The organism is Phaeodactylibacter sp. (assembly GCF_022763345.1).
Taxonomy (GTDB): domain Bacteria; phylum Bacteroidota; class Bacteroidia; order Chitinophagales; family Saprospiraceae; genus Phaeodactylibacter.
In genome coordinates this window covers 20,120-42,875 of record NZ_JALEGS010000050.1, presented here as the reverse complement: position 1 = coordinate 42,875, position 22,756 = coordinate 20,120, and the positions used below count along the sequence as shown (strand labels likewise).

The 22,756-nt window shown below is 50.9% G+C and carries 19 protein-coding genes; 6 read left to right on the top strand and 13 right to left on the bottom strand.

Annotated features, from left to right (window positions below):
• Window positions 1-429: 429 nt before the first annotated feature.
• Window positions 430-1,047, bottom strand: a complete 618-nt coding sequence (locus MRY86_RS13890; RefSeq protein WP_044225061.1) for a 3'-5' exonuclease — start codon at window positions 1,045-1,047, stop codon at window positions 430-432.
• Between the two features lie 190 nt (window positions 1,048-1,237).
• Between MRY86_RS13890 and MRY86_RS13885 the strand changes: the two genes are divergently transcribed.
• From MRY86_RS13885 to MRY86_RS13875, 3 genes are all read left to right on the top strand, one after another.
• Entirely contained in the window at window positions 1,238-1,951 is a 714-nt protein-coding gene (locus tag MRY86_RS13885; protein ID WP_293564237.1) for a YebC/PmpR family DNA-binding transcriptional regulator, read from the top strand.
• Window positions 1,951-2,286 (top strand): hypothetical protein, encoded by a 336-nt coding sequence (locus MRY86_RS13880; RefSeq protein ID WP_293564239.1) that lies wholly within the window; start codon window positions 1,951-1,953, stop codon window positions 2,284-2,286. The genes MRY86_RS13885 and MRY86_RS13880 overlap by 1 nt, the downstream gene beginning before the upstream one ends.
• A 79-nt stretch (window positions 2,287-2,365) precedes the next feature.
• On the top strand, window positions 2,366-4,645 hold the full coding sequence (locus MRY86_RS13875; RefSeq protein ID WP_293564241.1) for a DUF5916 domain-containing protein: 2,280 nt from the start codon (window positions 2,366-2,368) through the stop codon (window positions 4,643-4,645).
• Here MRY86_RS13875 and MRY86_RS13870 read toward each other — a convergent pair.
• Window positions 4,635-5,528 (bottom strand): hypothetical protein, encoded by an 894-nt coding sequence (locus MRY86_RS13870; protein ID WP_293564243.1) that lies wholly within the window; start codon window positions 5,526-5,528, stop codon window positions 4,635-4,637. The two genes, MRY86_RS13875 and MRY86_RS13870, sit on opposite strands and share 11 nt — an antisense overlap.
• Window positions 5,529-5,663: 135 nt before the next feature.
• Here MRY86_RS13870 and MRY86_RS13865 point away from each other — a divergent pair, with 135 nt between their 5' ends.
• Window positions 5,664-10,610: an OmpA family protein gene (locus tag MRY86_RS13865; protein ID WP_293564245.1), complete on the top strand. Its 4,947-nt coding sequence runs from the start codon at window positions 5,664-5,666 to the stop codon at window positions 10,608-10,610.
• Window positions 10,611-10,677: 67 nt separating this feature from the next.
• Here MRY86_RS13865 and proC read toward each other — a convergent pair whose 3' ends face one another.
• Window positions 10,678-11,511 carry a pyrroline-5-carboxylate reductase gene (gene proC / locus MRY86_RS13860; protein ID WP_293564248.1) on the bottom strand — a complete coding sequence of 278 codons (834 nt, stop codon included), beginning with the start codon at window positions 11,509-11,511 and terminating at the stop codon, window positions 10,678-10,680.
• A 158-nt stretch (window positions 11,512-11,669) separates the two neighbouring features.
• On the opposite strand from proC, the gene MRY86_RS13855 reads away from it, so the two are divergent.
• Window positions 11,670-12,278: a YceI family protein gene (locus tag MRY86_RS13855; RefSeq protein WP_363325377.1), complete on the top strand. Its 609-nt coding sequence runs from the start codon at window positions 11,670-11,672 to the stop codon at window positions 12,276-12,278.
• Window positions 12,279-12,296: 18 nt separating this feature from the next.
• Here MRY86_RS13855 and MRY86_RS13850 read toward each other — a convergent pair whose 3' ends face one another.
• From MRY86_RS13850 to MRY86_RS13830, 5 genes are all read right to left on the bottom strand, one after another.
• On the bottom strand, window positions 12,297-15,443 hold the full coding sequence (locus MRY86_RS13850) for an ATP-binding protein (RefSeq protein ID WP_293571559.1): 3,147 nt from the start codon (window positions 15,441-15,443) through the stop codon (window positions 12,297-12,299).
• Between the two features lie 68 nt (window positions 15,444-15,511).
• On the bottom strand, window positions 15,512-16,735 hold the full coding sequence (locus tag MRY86_RS13845) for a hypothetical protein (RefSeq protein WP_293564286.1): 1,224 nt from the start codon (window positions 16,733-16,735) through the stop codon (window positions 15,512-15,514).
• Window positions 16,725-17,279: a sigma-70 family RNA polymerase sigma factor gene (locus tag MRY86_RS13840; RefSeq protein ID WP_293564288.1), complete on the bottom strand. Its 555-nt coding sequence runs from the start codon at window positions 17,277-17,279 to the stop codon at window positions 16,725-16,727. The genes MRY86_RS13845 and MRY86_RS13840 overlap by 11 nt, the downstream gene beginning before the upstream one ends.
• A 120-nt stretch (window positions 17,280-17,399) precedes the next feature.
• Window positions 17,400-18,005 (bottom strand): hypothetical protein, encoded by a 606-nt coding sequence (locus MRY86_RS13835; protein WP_293571557.1) that lies wholly within the window; start codon window positions 18,003-18,005, stop codon window positions 17,400-17,402.
• A 1-nt stretch (window position 18,006) separates the two neighbouring features.
• Complete coding sequence (locus MRY86_RS13830; RefSeq protein WP_293563242.1) at window positions 18,007-19,284, bottom strand: hypothetical protein; 1,278 nt, start codon at window positions 19,282-19,284, stop codon at window positions 18,007-18,009.
• 115 nt (window positions 19,285-19,399) lie between these two features.
• Between MRY86_RS13830 and MRY86_RS13825 the strand changes: the two genes are divergently transcribed.
• On the top strand, window positions 19,400-20,812 hold the full coding sequence (locus MRY86_RS13825; RefSeq protein ID WP_293563241.1) for an alpha/beta hydrolase-fold protein: 1,413 nt from the start codon (window positions 19,400-19,402) through the stop codon (window positions 20,810-20,812).
• A 53-nt stretch (window positions 20,813-20,865) separates the two neighbouring features.
• Here the strand turns inward: MRY86_RS13825 and MRY86_RS13820 are convergent, their stop codons facing one another.
• The 5 genes from MRY86_RS13820 to MRY86_RS13800 all read right to left on the bottom strand — a co-directional run bounded on the left by MRY86_RS13820 (window position 20,866) and on the right by MRY86_RS13800 (window position 22,513).
• Window positions 20,866-21,039 (bottom strand): hypothetical protein, encoded by a 174-nt coding sequence (locus tag MRY86_RS13820; RefSeq protein WP_293563240.1) that lies wholly within the window; start codon window positions 21,037-21,039, stop codon window positions 20,866-20,868.
• Between the two features lie 88 nt (window positions 21,040-21,127).
• Window positions 21,128-21,514 (bottom strand): hypothetical protein, encoded by a 387-nt coding sequence (locus MRY86_RS13815; RefSeq protein WP_293563239.1) that lies wholly within the window; start codon window positions 21,512-21,514, stop codon window positions 21,128-21,130.
• Between the two features lie 303 nt (window positions 21,515-21,817).
• Entirely contained in the window at window positions 21,818-22,033 is a 216-nt protein-coding gene (locus MRY86_RS13810; protein WP_293563238.1) for a hypothetical protein, read from the bottom strand.
• 47 nt (window positions 22,034-22,080) lie between these two features.
• Window positions 22,081-22,323: a cold-shock protein gene (locus tag MRY86_RS13805; RefSeq protein WP_293563237.1), complete on the bottom strand. Its 243-nt coding sequence runs from the start codon at window positions 22,321-22,323 to the stop codon at window positions 22,081-22,083.
• A 13-nt stretch (window positions 22,324-22,336) separates the two neighbouring features.
• Entirely contained in the window at window positions 22,337-22,513 is a 177-nt protein-coding gene (locus MRY86_RS13800; protein ID WP_293571556.1) for a hypothetical protein, read from the bottom strand.
• Window positions 22,514-22,756 lie beyond the last annotated feature (243 nt).

Genomic DNA, 22,756 nt, shown 5'->3' with positions numbered 1-22,756 from the left:
ACACTTTACACTAATTCAATAGTTTGAGTGGTAGGCGTAAATCTCTGAAAACTTGGTATTTGTTGTTTTTTAGTAACAGTAAGCAGTGGGGGTTAATGTAGTTTTTATACCAAGTCCTTCGGCAAATATATCCCTTGATTCGTAATTGCCCTATTTAATTTTGGAATAAATTTGAGCAAAACCCGACTTTCGTGAACCATTTGCTAAGTTTTCTGATTACAATTGATTGTTTGTTTCGATAACCACAAAAGAAATCAACTTGCCTGTGGTGTACGATGATCTTCGTCACCCTTTGGCTTTTTCCACTTTGATCTTTATCATTTGAGTTGAACGCAGGGGCAGGCAGGGGCCCGCCACGCTCTCGGAGGGGCGACCATACAGCAAGCACGGAGACCATGCTTTGGGATACAACAGTCCTGTCGGCGAGAATTAAACCGCGGGGTCAACCTTTAGCCGGTCAATCATTTTGTTCAATTCGATAAAACAGCGCCCGGTCAGCACGGCATCTTCCAGCGCGTTGTGCTCTTCGGTTTCACGCTCCAGATTGAAATAAGCGGCAATAGCGGTGAGGCTTTGGCGCTCCGGCACGGCTTCTCCGGCGGCTTTGAAAATTGGGAACAGCGCGTGGGTCAGGGACTGCATGTCCAGCATGTGGTAGCTGAAGGGCCAGCGGCGGTTGATGATGCCGTAGGCGGCGCGCAGGAAAGCGAAGTCATTGACGATGCCCAAGCCCGAAATCATAGTGTGCCGCAGCGCCCGGCTGTTATCAAAGGGGTCCGGCTTGAGCTTTCTCAGCCCCAGCATCCAGGCTTCAAATTCAGGCAGGACATCATCCAGCATAGGCGCATCCTTTAACTGTTCAAGGCTGATGCCGTGGACTTCTTCGGAGGGTTTAGAGAACGCTTCCTCGTTTTCCGGGTATACGTAGGATTGATACCTGCCCAGTTCCATCCAGTTATCGGTGTAAAGCACCGCACCGATTTCGATAACATCGTGATAGCTCGGGTCGTCGCCCGACATTTCGAGGTCAATTACCAAATATTCCATATTGAGGTTTGTTGGGCTAAAATAAGGGATTTTTGCCGCTTTGAAAGCATACCTGAGGCGATTGGAGGAAAAATTTTGAGAACTATATATGGCAGGCTGATTTGTAAACGCTAATTTTGCATGCATTCTGAAGCAGGGAGGCCAGATTAAGGCAGACCTGCTTTATTGATTCAAATTTAAATTGCAGATAATGGGACGCGCATTTGAATACCGTAAAGAGCGGAAAATGAAGCGCTGGGCCAATATGGCCAAGACTTTCACGCGTATCGGCCGGGAGATTGCTATCGCTGTTAAGGAGGGTGGGGCGGACCCTGAGTACAACCCCCGCCTGCGTCTGGCTATACAGAATGCCAAGACGGCTAATATGCCTAAGGCTAACGTCGAAAATGCCATCAAAAAGGCGACTTCAAAGGATGCAGAAAACTACGAAGAGCTGGTTTACGAAGGGTATGCCCCACACGGTGTAGCCCTCATGGTGGAAACGGCAACGGACAACCCCACCCGCACCGTAGCCAGTGTCCGCCACATCTTCTCCAAGTACGGGGGCAACCTGAGTACCTCCGGCTCGGTTGACTACATGTTCTCCCGCAAGGCCAACTTCAAAGTCAAAGCCGAAGGGCAGGACAAGGAGGAACTGGAGCTGGACCTCATTGATTTTGGCCTGGAAGAACTGAAGCAGGAAGAAGATAAAATTGTCCTGGTCTGCGCTTTTGAAGATTACGGCAACCTCCAGAAAGGTATCGAAGAATTCGGGCTGGAAGTGACGGAGTCAGAACTGGTCCGCATTCCCAGTCATTATAAAGAGCTTACAGACAGCGAAGTAGAGGATGTCATTAAGCTAATCGAAATCATGGAAGACGATGACGATGTCAACGCGGTCTTCCACAACATGAAAGAAGACTAATGGAATTTTACAAAATCAACCGCACGGCACTTGTCGTGAAGCCCAAGCCAGCTCTGATCGAGTGGGCCAATGAAGTTTTTCCGGAACAGCCCCTTGATTACGCTGATATGGACCAGCACGATGAAGCGGATATTTTTCTGTTGCCAGATTTCGAAGATGTGGAGGATATCCTTTCTCATCTTAAAGCCAATGTGGAGGACCTGCTCAGTGTTCTGCTGGAAGGCTGGAGCCTGGACGAGAACGATTGGCCGGAGACCCTGGACTGGGCGCTGTTTGAGCGGTTTTACGACTACCATATTGAAACGATGGTGACGGATACCATCGAGGAGGATTAAAAAACGGGCTGGGTTCAGCCTGCTGCATACTTCAGGAACATACAGGGCTCTTTAGGGAGCTGGCAACTATTTTGGGTTAATGACGGATCGAGCAAGGGTTTGGGCTAGCCGCAAGGGGCTAACTGTTTTATTTTGTTGTGTTTTCAGCAGCTTAGCTATAGGGCAGGCGTCAGAAGGGCTGGATATCCGTTCTGCTGCAACGCCCATACGGCTGGACGGGGTGCTGGATGAAGCAGCCTGGGAAAATGCCGGGGTGGCGACTGATTTCTACCAAAACTTCCCGTTTGATACCTCCTACGCTGAACTGGATACGGAAGTCCGTGTCACCTTCGATGAGACAGCCCTGTACATTGGTGCGGTCATTTATCAGTCACAGGAAGATTACATCGTCACCTCCCTGCGCCGGGACTTTGAACTTGGCCCTTCTGATGAATTCGCTGTCAATATTGATCCCTTCCAGGATAAAATCAATGGTTTCCATTTCGCTGTTACACCTTTGAATGTGCGCCGGGAGGGCCTCATCGATAACGGCAACAGTATTTCCACCGACTGGGATAATAAATGGTACGCCGAGGTGTCCAATCACCCGGAGTACTGGGTGGTGGAAATGGCGATCCCTTTCAAAACACTGCGTTACAAACGATCTGAAGGGGCCAATCAGTGGCGGATTAACTTCAGCCGGATTTCTGTCAGGCAAAACGAACGTTCCACCTGGAATCCGGTGCCCCGGCAGTTTGGGATCAACAACCTGGCCTTCACCTTGCCCATGCGCTGGGCCACGCCACCGCCGAGCCCGGGCTTAAACGTTTCGCTTATCCCGTACGCTATTGCGGGTGTGGAGCGGGATGAAGAATTCCGGTTGCCTGCAGAGCGCAACTTTAATGCCGGTGGGGACGCCAAGATTGCCATTACCCCCTCCCTGAACCTCGACCTGACCTTTAATCCTGATTTCAGTCAGGTGGAAGTAGACCAGCAGCTGACCAACCTGAGCCGTTTTGAGCTCTTCTTTCCGGAACGGCGGCAGTTTTTTCTCGAAAATGAGGACTTGTTTGGCAAGTTTGGTTTCCCCAGCAGCCGCCCTTTCTTCAGCCGCAGGATTGGCCTGGCTCAGGGCACGCTTCGGCGTACCACAACCGATGGGGACGAGATCGAAGTGCAGCGCAGCTTCAACGTGCCGATTCTGGCGGGCGCCCGGCTCAGCGGTAAGCTGGACAATAACTGGCGGGTGGGCTTGCTGAATATGCAAACGGACGCTGTCTCTGATGCTGATCTCGCGCCTGCCAACTATTCCGTCGGTGTGCTGCAGCGAAAGGTCTTTGACCGGTCCTTCGTCGGTGCCATTTTTACCAACAAAGTGAACTACCGGCCTGACGGTGCGGGCGGTTATGAAGTCGACCCTGATGCTTTCAACCGGGTGGCAGGGCTGGAATACAATCTTTTTTCGAAGGATAACAAATGGGAAGCCGAAGCTTTCTACCACCGCTCTTTTACGAGTGATAATAATGTGGATGCGCAGGCTGCCGCCCTTTTTGTGGGCCATTATTTGCGCAACTGGCGGATCTTTTTTCCAACCCACTACATTGGGCGCAACCACGAAGCCGAGATGGGCTTTGTACCGCGCCGGGGCTTCCTGTCCACCTCACCGGGCATCACCCATTTGATCTTTCCGAAAAAGAAGTGGTGGGCGGAGCGGGTCATCGCTTTTGGGCTCAGCGCAAGGACAGAGTTTATTTTTAATCAACCGGACTATCAACTGACCGACCGGGAGCTGAGCGCAGGCGCATTTGTGGAATTTCCAGGGCAAAGCGAGCTTAGCCTGGACTATACAGAGAATTATACTTTCCTGTTCTTCCCATTTGACCCTACCAACACAGGGGGCGTAGAACTGCCGGAAGGGACAGATTATACTTATCCTACCCTTAACTTGAGCTACAGCTCGGATGTGCGCAAGGACTTTTACTATGGTGTGGAGGGCAGTTACGGGCGATACTTCAACGGGGATTTTTCCCGCCTTCGGTTTCAGTTGAACTACCGCTGGCAGCCTTTGGGTATCCTGGCACTGGATGCTACGTACACGGATATTCAATTGCCCCGCCCCTATAACGATGCCGGTATCTGGCTGGTGGGGCCACGGGCGGAGCTTTCCTTTTCCAGGAGTGTTTTCTTCAGTGTCTTTTTGCAGTACAACACTCAGGCTGACAACGTCAACATCAATACCCGTTTGCAGTGGCGCTTTAAGCCCGTATCGGATATCTTTCTGGTGTACACCGACAACTATTTTTCCGACCAGTTTCTGGCGAATCCGCGCGGTAAAAACCGGGCGATTGTGCTCAAAGCCACCTACTGGCTCAATTTGTAGCCGATTGGGTTTCGAGTTTCCAGCCTTCCGGGCGGGTATGTTTCCAGCGGCGGTGGCTCCACAGCCAGTATTCAGGCTTTTGGCGGATTTCCTCTTCCAGCAGCCGGGTGTGGGCTTCTGAAATGGCACCTGCGGGCAGGCTGGACGGGTCCTCAGAGATGACTTTGAACCGGACTTCATAATAGCCCCGCTTTACCTTATCGATGTAGCCAAACACAACGGGGTAGTTGTACTTTCGGGCGTAGGCCTCCGTGCCGAAAAGCACCGCTGTATCCTGGTTTAGAAACTCCGTCCAGTACGCCCGATTGGGATTGGAAGGGGCCTGGTCGGTGGCAAAGAGAATGATGCTTACCCCATGATCAGCCTCAAAGAACTCCCGGGTTTTACGGATGGAAACCATGTCCATCCCGAAACGACTTCGAGAGCCTGTGATTTTCTGATTGAAGAATTGGTCTTTCAGCGGTTTGTAAAGGCCCACAACCCGGTGTTTAATATACATAGGCATAGCTGTGGCGGTCATTTCCCAGTTGTTGTAGTGGCCGGCACAAAGGATTACGGGCTGCTGTTTTTCAAAAAAGGGATCAAGGACTTCCGGATTGACAATGACGCCCCGTTGTTTGATTTCTGCCTCCGGGATACTAAAGCAGCGCACTGCTTCCACCACAAGGTCGCACAAATGCCGGTAGTACTCCCGGGCGGTCCGGTCAATCTCTTCTGCTGATTTTTCCGGGAAGGATCGTTCCAGGTTGCCCAGGATCACTTTTTTGCGGAAGCCAAAAACCCGGAACAGCAGCCAGGAGAGGGCATCAGAAAAACGGTGCATTACGGGCAAAGGCACGTACGAGAGGGGCTTGATCAGCAAGTAAAACAGGATTATGTTCATATTATTCATCGATTCGTTAATGCCAGCCGTGCGATGAGCAGACTTTCAGTGGCGGCACAAAGGTAATATTAAACCATATACTGCGTTTTGCTTCAGGTTGCCTAACTTTGCGCCGAAAATGTAGAAAACCATACCATGAGCAGAAGCTACCTACTATCGCTTGCTTTGATTTTGCTGGGCTTTGCCGGAAAGGCACAGGAAGAGAATCTGGAGGTGATCCGGAGTACGGCCCTACCGTGGGGCAGCCCGGTCAAAAATATATTTGTTGATACCGATAATACCAAATGGGTGGCCAACACCCGGATTATTCAAAAAGTCAGTGGTGCCCGTTCTGCAGACCCTATCACGCTTCAGCCCGGAGAAATGGGCCTGTTCCAGTTTTCAGGCGGCAATGCCGACATCCGCTGGCAGCGGCAGGAGCTCACGGAAGCGATCGGGGATATCATAGACGAAGACAACTACATCACTGCCGCTTTTTACGATGAGGTCAATCAGGATATCTGGCTGGGTACTAGCCTGACCGGCGCCTACCGCCTGAAAAAAGAAAATGGCAAGTTGGTTTTCAAAGAGCAGTTGTCGATGGACAACACCAAACTGAGGTCCAACTTCGTTCATGAAATCGCTAAGGACGGGCCTGGCCGTATTTGGATTGCTACCAATGATGGCGCTTTGGTCGGCCGGGATGGCAAATGGGACCTGATTGAGAAGGGGCTAATCATTGAGTCTGTTGCTGTGGCGAATGGGGAAGTCTGGCTGATGGGCGACGGGCTGGTTGGAAAAGTAGACCGCAAGGACCGTTGGGAGCTTATCGATATCCCAACCGACGCAGTGGAAGGCAGCATCACCGATATTGCATTGGATGCGAAAGGCAGGCTCTGGATTGCTTCCCGCATCATTGCCTCCTACGACCCGACCAGTGGGGAAACCAGCACTTTTGGAGGAGCGGAAGAATATACCAGTGAATTTGCCAATTACCTGGCCGTTGACCTGGACGGTGCAGTCTGGATTGGTACAGAAGACAAAGGTGTCTACGTTATTCAAAAAGGCTCGTCTCTGGTTGCTACCGTAGAGCTTGTCAGCCCGGTCACCTGCAATGGGAATGGCTCAGATGGTGCCCTGCGGGTAAAAGTAACCGGCGGTGCTCCACCTTACACCTTCAACTGGAGCGGCAATGCAACAGGTGACAGCCCCGACCGTCTTACGCCAGGTACTTACCGCCTGACCATCACGGATACCAAGGGCAACAGCCGTTTGACGGATATCAGTGTCCCGGACCGCAGGGTTACCCTTCGGGCAGAGGCCCGCAGTGAGGTCAGTAGTGCTGGTGCTGCCGACGGGCAGGCAGAAGCAAGAACCACGGGAGGCATGCCCCCCTATAAATATGCCTGGGACAATGGAGAGACAACACCCATCGCCATGCAGTTGTCAGAAGGCGCACATACGGTGACCGTGACGGACCGGCAGGGCTGTGAAGTGTCAGCTGTGGTCAATATTTCGCGTACCCTTGAGGAATTGGCCGTTCAAATTGAGCAGGTTAAGCCCATCAAATGTCAGGGTAATAAAAGTGCTGTGCTGAAAGTAAATGCAGAAGGCGGCGCCAAGCCTTACACGTACAAGTGGAGTGCAGCCGATGCGCCCACCCTTCAGCTGACCGGACTGCTTGCCGGCGATTACGGCGTTACGGTTACGGATGCGAATGGTACGGTTGCATCAGCAACTTATACGGTGGAGGAGCCCTCCGCTTTTCAGGTACAAGCTCAAGTCACACAGCCGGCTTCTGCTAATGGCAGCGATGGCACCGCAGAGGTGGAAGCGTCCGGAGGCGTGCCCCCTTATCAGTTTGCGTGGAGCAGCGGTGGTAATGCTGCAGCGGTGACTGGTTTGCCTGCGGGTAAACATACCGTTACCGTAACGGATGCCAACGGATGTGCCACTACCGCCGAGGTGACCGTGAGCGAAGACATTCTGCCCTTATCGCTGAACATTAGTCAGGACGCTACTATTGATTGCCAGGGTGCCGCAGCCGGCGCGCTTTCCGCCAAAGTTACGGGCGGCAAAAGCCCCTTTACTTACACCTGGAGTAACGGTGGTGCAGGAGAAGTCCTCAGCGGCCTGACCGCCGGAGCCTATACCCTGACCGTTACGGATGCAACGGGAACTGCCGCTGAGGCTTCTTTTACCATCGAAGAACCAGCCGCTTTAAAAGCCCGTGCAGTTCAGGTGACACCTGCGAATACCGGCGCTTCCGATGGGGCTGCAAAAGCAGAGGTTAGCGGAGGTGTTACGCCTTATGCTTATTTGTGGACCAACGGTGCCAGTACAGCCGAAATTGAGCGCCTGTCCTCTGGTGCCTACACCGTTACCGTAACCGATGGCAACGGCTGTCAGGCAACAGCCAAAGTAGAAGTCACAGAAGATATCGCTCCCCTTCAGGTGCAGTTGGAGATGAGTCAGCCCGTAAGCTGTACAGAAGGCGCTGATGGGCAACTCACGGCAGTAGTGGACGGCGGCAAAGGCCCCTTCGCTTACGCCTGGTCGAATGGCAGCACATCCGAAAAACAATTAAAAGCCCTCCCGGCGGGCACCTATAGCCTGACGGTAACTGATGTAGTAGGCAATACCTCAAACGCCACCGTCGAAGTGACGGCACCGCCCAAGCTTAAAGTCGGTGTGGAAGTTACTGGAGAAGCCAGTCCGGGCCAGGCAGACGGGCGTGCGGTGGTAAGCGCTTCCGGTGGAAATGGAGGCTACGAATACCTCTGGAGCAGTGGCGAAATCAGTGCTGAGGCTACCAAGTTGCCGGCCGGTATGCAAACCGTAACGGTTACAGATTCGAAAGGGTGCACGTCTTCCATTTCGGTGGAGATGATAGAGGATATTTTACCGCTTCAGGTCACTATAGCTCCTGACGCTTCCATTACCTGCGCCGGAGCAGCGGATGGCGCTCTGGTGGCTTCCTTGAAAGGCGGCAAAGGGCCTTACCGTTACACCTGGAGCAACGGCAGCACTACAGAAACCCTTGCGGAGCTGAGCGCAGGATCGTACGCCCTAACCGTCACAGATGCACAAGGGACGACCGCGGAAGCTACCCTTTCGCTTGCTGCCCCCGAGCCCATACAGGCAACAGCCACTGCTGTACAGCCCGCCAGTACCAATAATGCAGATGGTATAGCCAAGGTCAGTGCCACCGGTGGTACGCCGCCTTATACCTATGCATGGAGTACGGGGGCATCCACAGAAGTGGCAGAGTCCCTTCCACCGGCTGATCATACAGTGACCATTACGGATGCCAATGGGTGCACCACTACCGCTACGGTGGGCATTACTGAAAACATCCTACCCCTGCAAGTATCGCTTACGGAGACAGGTCCTGTTCGTTGTAATGGAGCAGCGACGGGTGCCATTGCCAGCGAGGTCACAGGCGGCAAGTCTCCATTCAATTATGCATGGAGCGGCGGGCAGAACGGGCCGGAAGCAAGCCAACTCACTGCCGGAGATTATTCACTTACCGTAACAGATGCAGCCGGCACTACCGCTACCGCCACGCTTTCGATTGGCGAACCGGCAGCTTTATCGGTTGAAGTAGTAATCATTCAGCCCGCTAGCACGAATGCTTCAGATGGCAAAGCTAAGGCTTCCGGAAAGGGGGGCACCCCACCTTATTCCTATGATTGGAGTACCGAAGTCTACGCCGACCTGGCGGATAACCTGCCACCGGGCAACCACACTGTAACCATTACGGATGCCAATGGTTGCACCGCAGAGGAAAGCGTGGAGATTACTGAAAACATTCTACCCCTGGCTTTAAATTTGGAAGTCTCCGCTCCCATAAGCTGTAAGGGTGGGGTAGGCGCTCTGAATGCCGCCATCACCGGTGGAAAGCCACCGTTTGCCTATGCCTGGAGCAATGGCGCCACAGAGCCCCAGGCAGCAGGTTTATCCGCTGGGGCTTACCAGCTCACACTCACTGATGCGGCAGGAACAACGGTAGAGGCCGAAACAACTCTGACAGAGCCGGCAGCGCTTTCCGCGAAAGCCACAGCGGTGCAGCCAGCCAGCACGAACAATAGCGATGGCGTTGCCAAGGTAACTGCGACCGGAGGTACTGCTCCTTATACCTACGCCTGGAGCACAGGAAGTACGGAGGGACAGGCAGCCGGACTGCCACCGGCTACCCATCAGGTAACCATTACGGATGCCAGGGGCTGTACGGCTGAGGCGTCGGTTGTGATTTCCGAGAATATCCTCCCACTGGAAGTGGAATTGTCCGCAACCCAACCCATTTCCTGCAGCAGCGCTTCGGATGGTGCCGTACAAGCAGCTGTCAGCGGAGGCAAACCACCTTACACCATCACCTGGAGTGATGAAAGCACCGCTGGTGAAAACCGTACGGGACTAGGCGCGGGCAGCTACGAGGTGACGGTGACCGATGAGGCGGGGAACGAAAAAACAGCCGCTGTTTCTCTGTCCGCACCAGAGCCTCTCACTGCTGAACTGGGACGCGTAGAGCCTGCATTCAGCGATACCAGTGAAGATGGGAAGGCAGAAGCAAGTGGGAACGGAGGTACACCGCCTTACAAAATCAGCTGGGACAACGGGGCTGCGGGCCCTAAAGTGGAAAACCTTGGCCTTGGGCAGCATAGTGTCACCGTTACAGATGCCAACGGCTGCATAGCAAGTGCTGACTTTGAAATCACGGAAAGAGTACTGAAGGAACTGACCAGCGCCGTGAGCAGTGGCCAGACGATTCAGATGCAAAAGCTGCAGTTCGAAGCGGACAGTTCCACGATTCAGGAATCGGTGAAGCCCTTGCTGAACGAGATTTACATTTTCCTCAAAGACAATCCTTCCATCGTGGTGGAAATCGGCGGGCATACGAATAACCTGCCTCCGGACGAGTATTGCGATCAGTTGTCCACTGCTCGTGCCCGCGCTGTGGCGGAGTATATGGTAGCTAAAGGGATCCCTTCAGACCGGGTGTTCTACAAAGGGTATGGGAAACGGAAACCCTTGTTTTCCAACCGAACAGAAGACGGCCGAAGGCGGAACCAACGGGTGGAAATTAAGATATTGAGATTATAGAGCATGGGGCGGTGCCTGGTAACGGTGCCGCCTCTTTTATGTGTACTTTTTGAATTTGGGTTTCACCTTACCCATTGCCCAGCTCCACCGCCCGGTCAAGCGCGGCCTGTGCGCCTGCAATAATGTCATCACGGACCAGGTTCTTATCGTAGGAAGCCAGGGCGGCTTCTGTGGTGCCCCCCCTGGAACAAACCTTCTCAATCCACTCTTCGCAAGTGAAATCTGTCTTGTTAAAGAGTTCTATAGCGCCCCGGAACGTCTGGCTGACCAATAGTTCTGCCTCAGAGTAAGAAAAGCCCATATTACGGGCGGCATCCATCATGGATTTCATGAAAAACCAGACGTAAGCCGGCCCACTGCCAGATATTGCAGTAGCCGCATCAATGGCTTCTTCCTTTTCTACGTAGACAGTTTTGCCAGTGGTGTTCAGGAGGTTTTGGACCATGACGAGCTCTATCCGGGTGACTGCATCAGAAGACGTAAAGGCGGTCATGCCCATGCCAATCTGTGCAGGCAGGTTGGGCATGGCCCGGATCACCTTCTCCGCGCCCAAACTACCGGAGATGGTCGAAAGCTTCACACCGGCCATTATAGATAGAAAGACCTGTTGCGGGTCAATAAGTGGTTTGATGTGCTCAAACAACACAGATGAGTCCTGCGGCTTTACTGCAAAAATGACAAGGTCAGACTGCTGGATACAATCCTCAGCTCTGCCGTAAACGGTACCGATGTCTCTTTTGGCCAGCTCTGCCGCTTTTTGAGGCGATTTTTCCAGAATCATCATGTCCTCCTTACTGGCGATGTGAGATCGCAGGAAGCTTTGGGCATAAGTCAGCCCCATATTGCCGCCGCCAATGATCAGTATTTTCATAAAGTTGAATTTTTCAAAGGTGCTCCGGATGAGGCGTAAAGCTACAATTTACCAGGAATAAGCAGAAATTTTCATTTCGATGTTGCAACTTTGATTATAAGCACCTATATTTGTGCCAATCAAAGTTTAAACATTAACAAGGGTAGCGTTGTTACCCTTTCCATAAAAAACAATCAAACCAAACCATTATGAAAAAGGCAAGTATTTTCTCTGTGCTGCTGGCAGCGGTAGCGATGATCGGCATGAGCTTTACTAATCCCGTTGAAGGCGAAAAAGAACGCCGCACAGTAAGCGTGGCGGAAAGCAACATCGTATGGAACGGCTACAAAGTGACCGGCTCCCACACCGGCAACATTCAGCTGAAGTCTGGGGAGTTGGAATTCGACGGCGATATGCTAACTGGTGGCAGTTTTGTGATCGATATGACCTCCATGACGAATAACGACCTTGAAGGGGAATGGAAGGAAAAACTTATGGGCCACTTGAAGTCTGACGACTTTTTCAGTGTGGACAAGTTTCCAACTGCTTCATTCAACATTACTCAGGTGGTATCTCGGGGCAAGCCAGGCGAGTACAAAATTGTTGGTGACCTGACCATAAAAGGCATTACCAAGGAAATTAAGTTCCAGGCCAACGTGGAAGATATGGGCGACAAGGCGAAAGCAGTGGCAGAAGTTGTAGTGGACCGCTCTGAATTCAATGTTCGTTATGGCTCAGGAAGCTTCTTTGACAACCTGGGTGATAAGACCATCTACGACGAGTTTGACCTACAGGTTAACCTGGTGGTGAACAAGTAATCAGATCAGAAATGATCGTCAGTCAGGAAGGGGAGTAGCAAGCGCTGCTTCCCTTTCTTCGTAGATAGCGCAGCTGAAATAAAAAGTAGCGCCTTTCCCTTCTTCTGAGGACAGCCCGATTTGGCCATCCTCTTCCTCAATGATTTTCTTGCAGATCGCAAGGCCAATGCCGGTGCCTGGAAATTCCCGGCTGGTATGCAGGCGCTGGAATATTTTGAAGATCTTTTCCTGATACTGCGGGTGAATACCGATGCCATTATCCTCAACGTAGATATAGGGCTTGCCCTTCTCTTCCCTGGCCCCAACACGGACCATCAAATCGTGGTCTGGATGCCGGAACTTCGAGGCATTGGAAAGGAGGTGATAAAAAAGCAACTGCCCGTTTCGGGTGTTGATCCAGATATTGTAGCTCGGGGCAAGAAGGCTCACCTGTCCTTCTTTCTGAAGGTCCGGTATTTGTGCGATGGCATGTTCAACCAGGTCTTTAACGGTATTCCAGCTTCTTTGCTCAGCGTATGCGGTAATTTGGGAATAAGCCTGCAAGTCGTCGATAAGCCGCTCCAGTTGCTGGGTCCCATTTACTGCAAAGTCAATAAACTCCAGCTCTTCCTGGTTCAGCTTGTCATAGGCACGGCGGCGCAGCAGCTGCACGAAGCTGGAAATATTGCGCAGGGGCGATTTGAGGTCGTGGGCGGCTACATAAGCAAACTGATTGAGCTCTTGATTGGAGCGCCGGAGCCTAACGTTGGAAGCTTCCAGCGCTTGGTTTTGCTCCTTTAGGGCTTTGGTTTTTTCTTTTACCAGCTGATTGAGCTCCCGGTTTTTAGCCCTGCGGTTGAAGCTTTGAAGGATATTCAGCATAACTGCCAAAGCGCCAATGAACAATAGCCAGTAAAATGGAGGGGACTGGGTGAACGGGCGGTTGATCTTGAAATGGAAAGGGGTAGGAAGGTAGCTGATTTGTCCTTTGTCCGTCAGCGCCCTCAGCTCAAAAGTATAGCTCCCGGGCTGCAGGCCTGCGTACCTTGCCTCTGGTGTTTTCGTAGAAGCCCATTCCTCGTTCAGTCCTTTGAGCCGGTACTGAAAGGTAATGGTCTGCCGGTCCTGGAAATTCAGGGAGGCGAACCTGAATTGGATATTGTTCTCATCAGGAGCTAAACTGGCTACAGTGGCCTTGACGAGCATGGTGTCATTAACCTGAGGCGGGTAAAGCACCAGCTTAGGGGACTGTGACGCATTAATGATTTCGCTGGGCTTGAAGTACATCACTCCCTCATTGGTGGCAATGAATACCTGCTCCCGCCAGAGGGCGATATCATTGATACTGTTAGAGAGCAAACCGTCAGACTTGCTGTAGGTTACGAGCTGGGCGCTGCCCCCATCATAAGAGGGGGCAATCCAATTGGTTAGCCCCTTGTTTGTTCCAATCCAAAGGTCTCCTTGCTGGTCCTGGTAAAGGACATTAATAAAGTCACTGGCCAAGAGGCTATCCTGATTGAGTATCCGATACTGGTTGTCTTTGATCAGGATCAGTCCTTCTCCTCGGGTGCTGGCACAAACCGTGCTGTCGGCCAGAATCTCAAGGTCAGTGATCTGAGTAGAGAATATGGGGTGGCGGTTTTTCCAAAAAATGGTATCCGTCGGGGTGATTTGCATTAAGCCTTCGGCAATAGTATGTGCCCAGATTGTTCCACTATGGTCTACTGTACTGGCGTAGGACCGGCCAGGGATAACAATCTTGATTTTAACCGCTTTTTTATTGAGCATCTCCCATGGAGCAGTCATTTTGTCTATTTGGGCAAGGTCAGCTGCTGCTATCCTTCGAATGCCTTTATGACTGGAAATAATGAGGTCTCCATTGAGGCCAATATTCAGGTTTTTGATAGCCTCTTGCAGGAGGAGCTGTTCCCTATCCTGGCTGTAGTGAATCAAGCCGATGTCTGTAGCCAGAAAATAATGCCCGGGAATGGGCATGACAATTTTTAGAATCCGGTTGGTGATAAAAAATCCAGGTTGGTCTGCGAGGGTTTTCCGGCCTGTCACTGCCACCATACCGGTGTTGCTGGGTGTGAAGAATTCAAGGGTATTGCTACGGTTGCCGGTGATCAGATACTGATCGGTAGCCAGTATGCTGTTGATGGTATTCTCGGCTAACCCGTTTGCTTTGCGCACTACCTGTATTGCGCTGGCTTGACGGGGCAAAAAGTAGAGCCCATTCCCAAGTGTGGCAATCCAGGCATTGCCCTCTTTGTCCAATAGAACACTGGATGGTTGCTGGCCTTTTAAAAGTGTTTGCCGGTAAATAGCCGCAGTATCTCCCTGAATGGCATAAACTTCAACACCATTTCTCGGCTGTATAATCCAGAGATTATCGTCTTTCAACCGAATATGGCTATTGAGGTCCCGCCCCCGAATCAATTCCCTCTCCGTCCCGGTTTCCGTATCGATGACCAACACATTGCCATTAAAGTGGCAATAAAGCAAAGAGCCTTTGGAGGCATAGTAGAAGTAAAAGACCTCATCCTTTGGCTCCCCAACTTCGAAGTGCTTGTTGACTTGATTGCCGGCTATTTGTAGCAGCTCTGTTTTGTAACCTTTCTTTTTTCTGACCATCCAGGGCTTGCCTTGATGTTCGAAGACCCAATAATAGGTACTGTCCCCCCGGAGGAGGCCCGGGTTAACAGGTAGAGGTTCCAAGTCGTCATTGAGCCTGAAAAGATCATTTGACCGGCTTACCCAAAGCGCACTGTCCGCCTTTACGAACTGATGGTCAATGTAGGAAGAAAAGGTGGTGGATGATATAGGAGCTAAATGGACCTTATAGTCTGAGGTGAGGTAGGAGAGTGGTCCCAACGTGTTTACCCAAAGCCTGTGGTCCACATAATCGGTGCCAATCACATCATTACTGGGCAGTCCGTCCTTGGTGGTGAGGGTATGAAATTCATAGCCATCAAAGTAGGAGAGGCCAACATCAGTGGAGACCCAAATAAAGCCAGAACTGTCTTGCTCCACGCCATAAATGACCTTGGAAGGCAGGCCGTCTTGAATATCAAAATGCACAAGTTGCTCCTCACTGACCTGGCCGTGTAGAAGGTAGCTGTTCGAAAATAGCGCAAAAAAAAGAACACACCTGAGCAGGCAATCACCCTTTTTTAGCTTAGACATGATTCGTTCCGGTCAATGACTCTGAAATTCAGAGCGAAAAGCTAATAAAAAATAGGGAAACTCAGGCTTCAGAAGCTTCCAAATAGTGACAGGGCAATGTTGTGGTTTAAGGGAGTTTTTTGATTGGCTGTTGCTGAAAGGTCCGTCAATGGGGCGCTAAAATTCAGCGCGGTGAAAATATTGTTACTAAACTTAAATCGTAAACCAGCTGTCCAGCCTGCATTCCAGCGGCTTAACCCTACCGTCGATTGGGAGCGGTTCGTCAGGTGGAGGGCGGCAAGGTTTTCCTCGTTTCCGTCCATTCCGCCACTATTGTCCGGGGCTCCTGTGCTTGTCCAGACATCTGCCTGCCGTGCACCGGTGAGGTACGCCATGAAAAAACCACCTTCCATCCCTAGTCTTGGGGTGATTTGATAGCCAGCCCGGATTGCTGTATTTGTGAAGTGTACTGTTTCAACTGCTCGGGTTAAGTCGACCAAAGCGGGATTATTGGAGAAGCGGCTGTTGGAAAGCGCGAACTGCCTTTCCTCCAGTTGCTGGTCCGCGCTGAACCGGAGGTAGCTCATGCTAAGGCGGCTGTACCATCTTGATCCTTTAGGCTCCCAGCCGAGAAAAACACCTGCTTCATACCCTGTGGTGCCTTGTTCCGGACCGTAGCGCCCGCTTACGAAAAGCCCGGGCTGCCAGGGAGACTTAGCGGTTTGGCTAATAACCTTAGGCTGTTCGGGCAGCGACGGAAGGCTTTGATTTTCCAACGGAGCAGGGCGGAGTGCTGCCAGAGTGTTCAGAGGGGGAATAGCGGTAAGGGTAGGGGAGAGCGTAAGTGTTTTTTCCTGCTTTATGGATGTCGTTGCACTTGCTGTCTGTGTCTCCTGAGCCGCAGCATTAGACTCAGCCTGCTTCGCAGGTCGGGCAATTGGGGAAGTTTGCAAAGCGGCATATGGGTCATCAGGTGCTACTGCCGTTAGGGGAGTATGGCTTGCAATTGGCGCTGAGGCCTCCGCACCGGCAAGGGGAGTTTCCTGTGTTGCCACTGAGCGTTCCGGGTATTGAGCTGCCGTTGCCCCTGCGGAAGGAACCGGCAACTGCCCGATCACTGTCCGTTGATCGGCATAATCTTTTAGCAGCCAACCTGTACCAATACCGATGGCCAGCAGCGCTGCACCCCACCATACCCATACAAACGGGCGGCGCTGTTGAACGGGCATTTCCTGGTCCAGCATTTGCCGCATGCCTGACCAGCCCTCTTCCACCCAATCCGGGTTAATATCCGGTGTAAAATTATCCTGCATGGTTGTAATGCGTTCTGATTAATTGTTTCAGTTTTTGCCTGGCATTGGAAAGGTGCCATTTTGAGGTGCCGGTGCTGATCCCCAACTGCTTTCCAATTTCCACGTGCGTGTATCCTTCAATAGCATAGAGGTAAAAAACTTCTCTCGTGGCATCCGGCAAATAAGATACCAGCTTGAGAATATCCTCCAGGTATAACTGGCTTAGCGCATTATCAGGTGCAGGTCCGTCCCGGTCTTCCAGATCGAGAAAATGTACCTGATTGTTGTGCTTTTTGAAGTGATCAGACAGGCTATGGAAAACCAGCCTCCTGATCCAGCCTTCCAGTGACCCGTTGAAGGAGTACTTTTCCAGCTTTTTAAACACCCTTAGGAACCCTGTATTCAGGATTTCAAGGGCAACGGATTTATCCTGGGTATATCGCAGGCACATCCGCATCATACTGTTGAAGTACTTGCGGTAGAGCATCTCCTGAGCAAGCCGCCTGTTTTTCAGGCAGCCTTCCACCAGCTCTTCATCGGTATATGCGGATGCGTCCTTTGCCATATTAAAATTGGTTCTTAGACAAATCTCGTGATTTAGAGTCAAGCCAAAAAGGAAATCAACGCTCCCGTTGGTTGCTTTTGCTTCCCTTTTCGACTTGACCACGAGATTTGTCCAAGAAGGCTAAAATTTAACTCCAACTTGCAGTTGTATACGCCGGAACTTCCATTCCTGCGTAGTCTGCCGGTCTCCCCACCACCAGCCAAAATGGTCAAATGTTGACTGTGCAGCCTGAAACTGATAGCCCAGGCTTAGCAACAGGCATAGTTCCTGACGGATGGGGACTTCCAGGCCCAGCGCCCCGTGGGCATTAAACCCACCCTTGGCATCAACCAGCAGGGTCTCATCGTCCCTACGGTTAAGCGCCGCCCCGTAACCGGCTGCCAACTGCAAATACGGCTGTACACCAGTTTGGGAAGGGTCATAAAGCTTGCAAACCGCCCAAAAGGGGAAGTAGCTGTAGCCACTGTTGAACTGATAGCTTTGTGCCCCTATTCCTCCGCCTATCCCAAGATAACGTTTTATCCGGTAGGTGCCAATGTATTGCAGGGAGGCACCGGCTTGTATTTCTGAATCTGAGGAGCCAATCAGGCTACCGTAGTGCACTTCATGCGCCCATCCGGGCTGAAAGGTGCTCTCGGTGGCTTGCTGTGCCTTACCTATGCCTGGAAGGAGCAGCACTATAGCTGAAAATGCGGCAAACGTCCATGTTGTTACGTGCTTTACCATACTACAGCGATAATAAGTTGCTCAATCGTCGCGGCGCTTCCGGGTTGGTAATATCGTACTGATATAAGCCATCCTCCCCGATAACAATGGCTAAGCCGCCCTGCAGCGTAATGATATCATACGCCTGGAATCCAGTCATTTTTCCAATCTGCTCGTTGCCCACCGTTGCGGGGTCGGTTGCATCAAAAATCTTTACGCCCTGTTTGTTCTCACAGATGTATAAGGCGTTATTCAGCTTGGACAAGCCATGTGGGTTGTGCATGCTGAAGCTTTTGATCAGTACCGGGTCCGTGAGGTTGGTGACATCGACTACATCGAGCTGATTGGTAAAAGTCTCACACTCCGTGCCGTTCCGGAGCGTCACGTAGGCAATATTCCCATCTACAAATACAGGGTCGCAAGCTGTTGCGTGGCGAAATACCGATAGCTGCTCCGGCGCAGTGGGCACGCTGTTGTCAAAAATGTACATACCGTCGGCAGCACCAATGAATAGCTTGTCTCCGTAAGGGAAAATGGTCTCAATACCCCAGCCTATATCGACGACATTGATCTTTTCTGGCTCTGGGGTAGCGGATAAGCCAAATACATGCAACCGGTGTTCATCTACCACATAAAGGTGGTCCTGGGCGAGGGTGAATCTGGCCATTGAGCCTCCAACGCCCACATCCTGCGCCTGCCCGGCGGATTCATTTGCGAAATCCTGTGCCACGCCGCCTGCCGCCACATCGACGAACAAAGTGCCGTCTCTCCAAAAAGAATTCCCCGTATATGAATCGCAGTCTACTTCCTCAGTCATTGGTACTTCCTCATACCGGACCAGATAGCCCATTTCCGCATCAAAGCTATGGCTGGGGATGGCTTCTTCGGTCCGTCCGGCAAAAACCGGGCTGCTAGGATTGGTAATGTCAATGGCGACCAGGTCAACGTAGTTGTCGGCGTAGATCATATTGCCACGGACTGCCATATCTACATTGCCCGGAATATTCAGAAACCCAAAGGGCTGTGGTGCCTCCGGATTGCTGTTGTCGATCAGGTGTATGCCTGCACCACGCTCATTAATCAGGAGCATATCCTGGTAAACATAAATTTTACCGGGATTTTCCAGATCTCTGGGCGCTTCAAATTCAGTAGCATGGCGGAAGTCAGCGGGTTTCACATAGACTGGCTCGTAAGCCTGAAAGGTGGTGGTGGCTTCGCAAGTATCCTGTATACAGGAAGGCAAAGCCAGCGCAAGGCTGAGCAGCCCCATCAGATAATAGAAAGTCGGGATCGTTTTCATAAAGTTAAATTTGTGAAAAGTTTAGAAATGATCTATTCCCGATGACTTCTCACAAAGCCAGACGTTGGAAAAAGCCGGGAGGGTTGGGTTAAAGCCTTATATTTGTGTAAAAAAGATGAGGCAAATCATTCTGGCTACATTCATTTGGATCGCTTTCGGGATAACGGCACTGGCTCAGGTGACTTTCAATATCACGAGCGTGCCAGCCAATACGCCGGAGGGCGCAGTCCTTTATGCGGCAGGCAACTTCAATGGCTGGGAGGAGGGCAACCCGGATTATGCCTTTAGTGAAGTAGCCGATGGGACTTACACCTTAACTTTTGAGCCAGATCCGGGTACCCTGATGTTCAAGTTTACCCGGGGCAGCTGGGCAACTGTGGAGGGCAATGCGGATGGCGGTTTTCTGCCCAACCGGACCCTGGAGTATGATGGAGGGCAACTGGAAGTCGATCTGGCAATTGCATCTTGGGAAGGGGACAGCCCGGGCAGTTCTACCGCTGCGGATAACGTTTCCGTGGTGGCGGAAGACTTTTACATGCCTCAGCTGGACCGCAATCGCCGCATTTGGGTCTATTTGCCACCAGATTACACGACTTCCACAACGGACTATCCGGTTCTTTACATGCACGATGGGCAGAATCTCTTCGATGCAGCTACCGCTGCTTTTGGTGAGTGGGAAGTGGATGAATCTCTCAACGCCTTGTTCCAAAATGGGGATGACGGCGTAATCGTGGTAGGCATTGACAACGGCGGCGCTGCCCGGTTGGATGAGTATAGCCCATGGGTGAACCCCAGCTACGGTGGCGGAGAGGGCGATGCCTATGTAGATTTCATTGTGGAGACGCTGAAGCCCTATATAGACGATAACTACCGGACGTTGCCGGGGCGGGACCACACAGGGATTATGGGATCAAGCATGGGCGGGCTGATTTCGCTCTATGCAGCGATGGAGCATCAGGACGTGTTTAGCAAAGCAGGCATTTTCTCTGCTTCTTTTTGGTTTGCCGAAGCGTGCTATGATCATGTCAGCAGTCAGGGTAAGCAGGAGGATATGCGTATTTATATGATTGCCGGTGCTCAGGAAGGCGCTAACGGGCAGCAGGTAGCGGATATGCTGGCCATGGAGCAGGTACTTTTGGACGCCGGTTTTGAAGAGAGTGAAGTTATTGCAGCAGGGCACCCGGACGGAACACATTCTGAATGGTACTGGAAACGGGAATTCCCGGCTGCCTACGAGTGGTTGTTTGCCAATGTAAACACTGAGGTCCAAGAAGAGGCCTCGGGTTTCATGAAAAGAGTGGAGGTGTTTCCCAACCCAGGCGGAGATACGGTATATATTGTACTGCCTGAAGAAAAGCCTGATCTGAAGTGCAGGGTTTTTACAGCTGAGGGCAAACTAGTAAGGCTCATTCAGCCCGATGGTCGGAGAATGAGCCTTGCCGGATTGCCGCCTGCTGCCTACTTGATCGGCTTTTACCTGAAAAGCGGTCAATGTATAGGTATGAAGCGCCTAATGGTACAAAAGTAAGTTCTTGGATTGCAGTTATCCATGTTTTGGGAATACGGCAGGTCCGGGAAGCGTTACTCTTCAGCCTCTACTTCGTAACCACCGATAACTTCATACAGACCATCTTTTACGCGCTTTTCGAATTCTTTTCGAGGCACGGGCATTTTTCTATTTAAAGTCGTCAGATGTACGGTAACGGTTTTGGACGTTTCCTTGAGTACTTTGACTTTGATGCTGCGATCTATCATAATTGCTGTCGATTAAAATGTTGAAGAAAGTAGTTGTCCGGTAAGTTCGATTAATCGGCTACCGTCTTATGGTCAAATAAAGGCGCACCTAGATGTTAATCAAGGTCGCATTGATGTCATGTTGCTTAACCAGCCGGTCGGCGAAGGCGCGGTGGCCATGCGGCGTGAAGAGGAAGAACTTTCCCTCTTTGATGGAGGCCAGTCGGTCAAGCAGTTTCCATTTGGTGATAAGGTCTTGTTTTTGGTCTGATTTCATTGCGATTTCAAAGTAGCATTTGTTGCCCCGCATCACCGCGGTGATATCAGGAGTGATATAAGACTCTTCCTCATCGGGAGAGGACGGCGGCTGCTTAAAAGACGTGGGTTTTTCAATCTCCTCGTCTTCTACATTGGCTTTCACTTTAGAGTAACCCCTTTGTTTGACCCAGGTAATAGCCTTTTCGTAAACTTTTTCATCTTTTTCAGACGTAACCATATCATGGAGGCTTTTAATGATGGAACAATTTCTAGTTGCGCCTCCCTGGATAAAACCAGGGAAGAAGCGTGATGTGCGATAGAATTAGCAAAACTTTATATGGATCCGAGGCTGGTATGCAGTTGTATTATACTGTATGCCAGGTTCGCAGGTTTCTATAAAGCAGACCAATTTAAAGGCTGTAGCCAAAGATAAATACCAGTTTGTAACCTCCTGATGCTTGGAATACAGAAGGCAACCAGTTGTATCTCTGACCAGAAAAACCTTGCATGAAACTTGAACTTTGCTTTCTATCCGGGCAGATCAGGAAGCTAGAGCAGCAGGCATGGAATTGTCCACGAATTTTTTGCCATCCCACTTACCGAGCCACTCAATTTCTTTTCCTGCTTTCTGATACTTCTTAAAAGTAATGATAGCAGCATCCTTTGACTTTCTGAAAATGGTAATATTGTTGGGGACAGATTTTATCGTAAAGTAATATTTGCCTTTACCCATTGCAAAGTTCTTACGCAATTTCATAGTAATAGTTTAGTGAAAAAATAGAATGAATCTTAAACGGCCGGATACTAAATCAACCGGACTCTACGAGCTTCTAGCCCCTTGTCGCTGGCTTCCACCTCGAAGGCAACTTCATCGCCTTTTGAAATTTTGTCTTCCAGACTGGTGACGTGGACGAACACATCTCTGTCCATGTTTTCAGGCTCTATGAAGCCATAGCCGCGCTTGCGGTTAAAAAACTTGACTTTGCCTTTTTTTTCAAATGATTCGTCCTCTCCAGTGAAGTAGTTCACAACTTTCTTTAACCACATGGTATTCTTGGTTTTATACTGCAGGTTTCATGAATTCAGGATTCAAAATTTCATACAGCCCCAACTCTTTCCGGTGCAGAAAAGTTAATCTGGGTAGCTGGATTTGGCAATGCTGATCGAGAAAGAGCAATGTGACGTATTTTGCGCCGGCTTCAATAACTTGTACCCTGCGGGTTTTAATTTTTGCCATGAAATTTTTTTCCTGGTTAATGTGTTTTCCTGTTTTGGATGTAGCAGCGCAGATTTTCCGGAACTTATCAGGGGGCCTCTGCCATCAAAAATAATCGCTTCGAACGGTTATTCGAGTGAATTGATTATCAGATGATTAGAGGAAAAATGCAAGAAAACCCAAATTTTACACAAACTTTTAAACAACTTGCTACATTATTAGAAACGGCTTTCCCGAATAAATAGTTCAATTCCGGGAAGAAAG